General features: G+C 38.2%; 8 protein-coding genes. All 8 read right to left on the bottom strand.

Features of this window, described 5'->3' with window-relative positions:
• Positions 1-53 precede the first annotated feature (53 nt).
• The 8 genes from K1J10_RS10015 to K1J10_RS09980 all read right to left on the bottom strand — a co-directional run bounded on the left by K1J10_RS10015 (position 54) and on the right by K1J10_RS09980 (position 4,394).
• Complete coding sequence (locus K1J10_RS10015) at positions 54-305, bottom strand: hypothetical protein (protein WP_223357206.1); 252 nt, start codon at positions 303-305, stop codon at positions 54-56.
• Positions 306-639: 334 nt separating this feature from the next.
• A complete protein-coding gene (locus K1J10_RS10010) occupies positions 640-1,350 on the bottom strand; it encodes a hypothetical protein (protein WP_061563709.1) in 711 nt (236 codons plus the stop codon).
• A gap of 107 nt (positions 1,351-1,457) precedes the next feature.
• Positions 1,458-2,048 carry a hypothetical protein gene (locus K1J10_RS10005; RefSeq protein WP_223357204.1) on the bottom strand — a complete coding sequence of 197 codons (591 nt, stop codon included), beginning with the start codon at positions 2,046-2,048 and terminating at the stop codon, positions 1,458-1,460.
• A 43-nt stretch (positions 2,049-2,091) separates the two neighbouring features.
• On the bottom strand, positions 2,092-2,481 hold the full coding sequence (locus K1J10_RS10000) for a hypothetical protein (RefSeq protein ID WP_223357203.1): 390 nt from the start codon (positions 2,479-2,481) through the stop codon (positions 2,092-2,094).
• A gap of 42 nt (positions 2,482-2,523) precedes the next feature.
• Positions 2,524-2,862: a DUF7716 domain-containing protein gene (locus K1J10_RS09995; protein ID WP_061563707.1), complete on the bottom strand. Its 339-nt coding sequence runs from the start codon at positions 2,860-2,862 to the stop codon at positions 2,524-2,526.
• Positions 2,863-2,880: 18 nt separating this feature from the next.
• A complete protein-coding gene (locus K1J10_RS09990; protein WP_061563706.1) occupies positions 2,881-3,330 on the bottom strand; it encodes an SMI1/KNR4 family protein in 450 nt (149 codons plus the stop codon).
• A gap of 136 nt (positions 3,331-3,466) precedes the next feature.
• Positions 3,467-4,165, bottom strand: a complete 699-nt coding sequence (locus K1J10_RS09985; RefSeq protein ID WP_061563705.1) for a 3-oxoacyl-ACP reductase — start codon at positions 4,163-4,165, stop codon at positions 3,467-3,469.
• Positions 4,158-4,394 (bottom strand): DUF2829 domain-containing protein, encoded by a 237-nt coding sequence (locus tag K1J10_RS09980; protein WP_000141913.1) that lies wholly within the window; start codon positions 4,392-4,394, stop codon positions 4,158-4,160. Before K1J10_RS09980 ends, K1J10_RS09985 begins: the two co-directional genes overlap by 8 nt.
• Positions 4,395-4,965: the final 571 nt, after the last annotated feature.

Raw genomic sequence — 4,965 nt, 5'->3', positions numbered from 1 at the left:
GTGTGAATACTTACAGTTTACCCCAATGAAACGCTATGAGTTTTTTTGTTGCACTATATTTTACAATTTATCATATAGAAATCGCGCTCTTGTCCAAGTTTCCCTGTTACATCGTCTATCTCATAAGAAGCAGACAGCAAAGACACTGAGATAAAGTCCCCCGGTCTTCGATACATTCGCATGACGGATTCTTTCTGATTAACAGAGTGGATATCCTCTTTTGTTTCAGCTCTGTCACGTTCTGATAAAATTACCCACTCCCTATCATCCTCTGATGAATAAAAACGCCATTCTTTCTCAACCATATCCTGCTCCATCTTCTAGTGCTTCTCTTGTTATCGACTACACCTAGTAATAAGCTACTTCGCCTATACCATATTCTAAAATTTCAAAACTATTGAGGGAGAATTTAAGTCCTCTACCATGCTCCGAGTCCTCTCTTAGTCCAAATTCCAAACCAAAAATTAGGTCTATATCCCTTTGTTCAGACAAAATAAAAATGGATAGGAGTCTAGCGTGCGCTAGTTCTGGAAATTCCTCCTGAATTTTTTCCAAAGCTGTGGGATACCATACTGATGATTGATCCAGTAGATGATCGAGAATATCATAAAATAGAAAAAACTGTTCTTATTGAATTCCTCATGTAGCATAATATTCAAACTCCTCAAACAACTCAAGCATATTTATTTTCTCTATTGTTTGATACTTCTTCGGATTTTTTTTACAGTTTGTCTCAAACCATTCAAAATAAGCATTTTTCCATCTAGTAAACTGTTCCATTGCAACACGGCCTTTAGCCTTTTCTGGCACTTCCATTGCCCAAGACACATAGAGATCAAGATAAGCTGGTATTGTCATTCTATCTGGTTGCCAATCACTCAATCCTGCCTCATCTTCAAAAGCGATTTCAATGTATTCTAGCAAAGCTTCAAAATATACATCGATTGCTAGTGCAATATAGATTTTTCTTTCTGGGAAATCTAAATAAGCTAGCTGTTTAAAACCTATCTCATAACCCTTCGGAGTATTTCTAAAAAAGAAATACTTCAAAATAACATCTAAAGTTTTTGCAAGTGTTTCTGACTGAATAGTATGACCATCAACATAGTTTCTTAATAGTTCTTGCCACTCATCATTCATTTCTTGCGTAAATTTATGTTGCTCTGTGGGGAAACGTGCTAAATCAATAGCCAGAATAAACATATGTCCCAACATCTCTTCCTCTAGCAGATTTGTTAGAGCCAATTCTTCCATTTGTTTACTTATGGTTTTCAATGCTCTTGAGTAAATACAATTATGAGCAAACGTTGCACTATCATTATCAAAAGGGGATATTCCGTATTTTGCCATTTTTATTTTCCTTGAATTTCAGCTAAGACTTCTCAATAATCTTAATACCTCTATACTGCTTTTCTATTGAATTGATTTCCACAATCAGATTATCATTACAATAGAAATCAATCATCCAAACGTGTATTTACATTTGCCTCCATCCAATCTAATACTCTAGGATCGGACTCTCTATATTTTTTTCCATAGATAAGAGCAAAAACTTCTAGCGAATCATAAACTGGCTGTAAAGGATATTCCTCCTTAAACTTCTTGCTTGGCATTTGTCTGCAATTCTCATCTCGATACATTAGGTTATAGTTTCCAACATTTCGAAGTAGTAACTGATCCTCTTCCTCAAGGATAGGCCTATAACCTAATTTTTTCCATAATCCCCATTTCATAAAATAAGTACTTGAATAAATCGCTTTTTTTGTGTCAAATTCAATACTATCTATATCTATATCTTCAAGATTTATTGCTTCCTTTGATAACACATAAGCGCACAATCCTTTAGTTTCGTAACTTAAATAGATTAAATGACAAGCAAAACATGGATCCGATTGATAAGGAGGTGTTAATAGGAAAACCTCTCCTTCAGTTAATTTGATTCTTTCTTTCATCAAAGGTTCCTCTCTCAGATTTTCAATCGATAGCTTCTCACTGCTGTTTAGGATGATCTGGCCATCCCTTATGATAATCCCATCTTTCTCAACCATATCCTGCTCCATTTTCTAGTGCTTCTTTTGTTATCGACTACACCTAGTAGTACGCGACTTCCCCTAAACCATATTCTAAAATTTCAAAACTATCGAGGGAGAATTTAAGTCCTCTACCATGCTCCGAATCCTCTCTCAGTCCAAATTCCAAGCCGAAAATTAAGTCAACGTCACTTTGTTCAGACAAGATAAAAATGGAAAGGAGTCTTGCATGTGATAGACCTGGAAATTCCTCCTGGATTTTTTCCAAAGCTTTAGGATACCATACTGATGATTGCTCCAGTAGATGATCGAGTTTTGCTCTATAAGACGGAGTCAACTCCTCATTGATAACCTCTAAAGAATCACTTAAAACAAGGCAGACCTTTTCCTTTTCCTCTGGAATTACTACATACATCTCGTTATGGATATCAAATTTATATTCTCTCGTCACTATCTTTCCTCCTTTCGGATACCATTTCTCTAATCGGCCTAGCTAATCATCAAAAGGCATAAAGCAATCATGCTGCTGATAATAATTCAAAGCCTCGACCAAGTCTTGGTGACTTGCATCTGGCTTTTCCTCAAGTGCGACTGCAAGGACATCAATCAACTGCTCTCCATAGTAGACTAGCTGCAGATCTTGCTCCGTCACATCAGCTGGGTAGACATCATGGTATTCCACGACATCCGGATAATCGGATACCCAATAGAGGCTATCTAGTGCCAGTTCTCCATCCTCCTTGCCATAGAGGCAAAAATCATCTGATACTAATTGATCTACGCGCACCTGCTCAATTATCTGCTCTAGTGAAAGTTCTTGGTGTTTTCGCATTCCGTCTCCTTTTTAATCTCACTCTTCAACAAAAGAGTTCAAAAATTCCTCAAAAGAAGCCCATTGACCGTAGATCTCTGCTTTTTCTTCTAAAACATAGAAATACACCTTGCCATAATCCTCTGCCCTTAGAGAAAGAGCATAGTTACCCGATCCAGGATCATAGGCAAAATGGAGAAGGTCTGTAGCCCTAAATCCCTCAGGAACAGCCTCATCATCAAACCAGGTAAAAGACTTCCTCATCTCCTCCAGTGAATCAAAGGAATTGAAAGGAAAGAGAAGGTGGTCATCGTGGACACCCCTTACTTGGGGCTGGCCACCGTTGTACTTGAGATAAAAATCCATCATAGATTTTGGTAATTTCTTCCCAAGAATCTCCTCAAATTGTAAAAAATCTTCGCTTGAAATAGCTGGATCTGTGTCTGTTAATACTAGCATCCCTTCCCCTTTTTGAGTCTCTCTTTCCATAGTTTGACCTCCATATTACAGGTCCCTTTTAGGCTATCATACCATAAGATTCCCTTTCCATAAAGCTAAAATAGAAAATGAGCCTAGCGGTTTTACTAGACTCATTTCATCCTTATCTTTTTTGCTTTATTAGCCCTTACTTCAAACTCCAGCCACCATCAATGGTCAGGATTTGCCCTTGCATGGCAGACGCCTTCCCGTTAGCCAAAAAAAGGCTGACTTCCGCCACTTCTTCTGGCTCAATCCAGCGCTTGATGGGCGTCTCACTGGCTACCCAGTCTGCTAAGCCACCTGGTTCAAAGTCCGCTGCGGTCATACCTGTTTTGACAGCTCCCGGCGCGATGCCAAAGACTTGAATACCAGCTTCTGCATAATCTAGAGCCAACTGCTTAGTAAAACCTGCTAGAGCATGCTTGGAGGAAGTATAAGCGTGACCGCCACCTCCTGCTAGGCTAGAAGCAATGGAGCACATATTGATGATAATCCCTTGCTTCTTCTCCAACATTTTAGTCAGATAATACCGTGTCAGCTCTACCGGAGTCACATAGTTGATCTCAAAGATCTCCTGAATCTCCTGAGCGCTTTGCTCAAGGAGCGGTTTGTAGTCATCCAAGACCCCAGCCGTATTGCACAAGACATCGACCTCTGGACACCAGTCAAAAATCGGCGTCAAATCAAGAGTTAAGTCTCGTTGCAAGAAGTGAAAATCACCCGACAAATGGGGATCCGCTCCCCGGTCCACCCCATAAACCTGGTAGCCCTTTTCTAGAAAGAGGCGAGCTTGAGCCAGACCAATTCCGGAACTCACTCCCGTGATCAATACACGTCTAGTCATGGACTTCCACCCAATCTGTCGCTAGGACGTCACAAGGAGTTGGACTCCACATAGAGAACCCTTCCCCTTCACCAGAGACGTTAATGAGAAAATAAGGCGTCACTTCCAGAGCCACTCCATTTTGCTCGATGGTGTCAAAAAGTTGGACATAGTTCTCAGCACCACCCCAACCAGTACGTACATATTTCTTTTTTGCCTTTAGTCCAGGCAAGATTTCTTCAAATGTCATGATTTTCTCCTTTGTTATAATTAAACATTGATATGATAAGCTTTATGGACATATAAAATATATGAAATATACATTTATTCACCGTTTTGTGGATCCAAAGTCCATTCATGGTTCTTTCATAAATAAGAACTAAATGTCATGCAATTATAATTTCGTTATATTTTAAAGTCTATGGATTTACAGTTAATTTAAATGTATCTAGCCATAAATCAGCTAATTCATAGTAATTTTATATCTACACTAATTCCGTAGTGTAACTGAATTTATATTAAAATTTTTGTGGCTAGGTTTTATCCGTTACTTTTGTTCTTTTCTAGTTCGGGCAGTTATACTTGTTTTAATAATTTTCCTCATAATCTGATAAATTTCTAGAAATATACTAACAAAATATACAATTGAACCATCTTTTTCTTAATTTATTTTAATTCCACAATATTCCTCTTCCTCAGTAGGCAAGCAATTAGAAAAATCGTTAAGTTTTTATTACGAAAAAAGTGCCCTGTTGTAAAATGAAGTGCAACACAAAAGACACGTTCATCTGATATACTAGAATTGCGAAAAACAGCATAAA

Source organism: Streptococcus australis, from assembly GCF_019930045.1.
Taxonomy (GTDB): Bacteria; Bacillota; Bacilli; order Lactobacillales; family Streptococcaceae; genus Streptococcus; species Streptococcus australis_D.
Note: the sequence above shows the minus strand (reverse complement) of the source record. Positions and strands in the feature narration are given on the sequence as shown.

Coding starts and splice junctions, on each gene's coding strand:
- K1J10_RS10015 (WP_223357206.1), bottom strand. CDS start 305: ATGGTTGAGAAAGAATGGCGTTTTTATTCATCAGAGGATGATAGGGAG.
- K1J10_RS10010 (WP_061563709.1), bottom strand. CDS start 1,350: ATGGCAAAATACGGAATATCCCCTTTTGATAATGATAGTGCAACGTTT.
- K1J10_RS10005 (WP_223357204.1), bottom strand. CDS start 2,048: ATGGTTGAGAAAGATGGGATTATCATAAGGGATGGCCAGATCATCCTA.
- K1J10_RS09995 (WP_061563707.1), bottom strand. CDS start 2,862: ATGCGAAAACACCAAGAACTTTCACTAGAGCAGATAATTGAGCAGGTG.
- K1J10_RS09990 (WP_061563706.1), bottom strand. CDS start 3,330: ATGGAAAGAGAGACTCAAAAAGGGGAAGGGATGCTAGTATTAACAGAC.
- K1J10_RS09985 (WP_061563705.1), bottom strand. CDS start 4,165: ATGACTAGACGTGTATTGATCACGGGAGTGAGTTCCGGAATTGGTCTG.
- K1J10_RS09980 (WP_000141913.1), bottom strand. CDS start 4,394: ATGACATTTGAAGAAATCTTGCCTGGACTAAAGGCAAAAAAGAAATAT.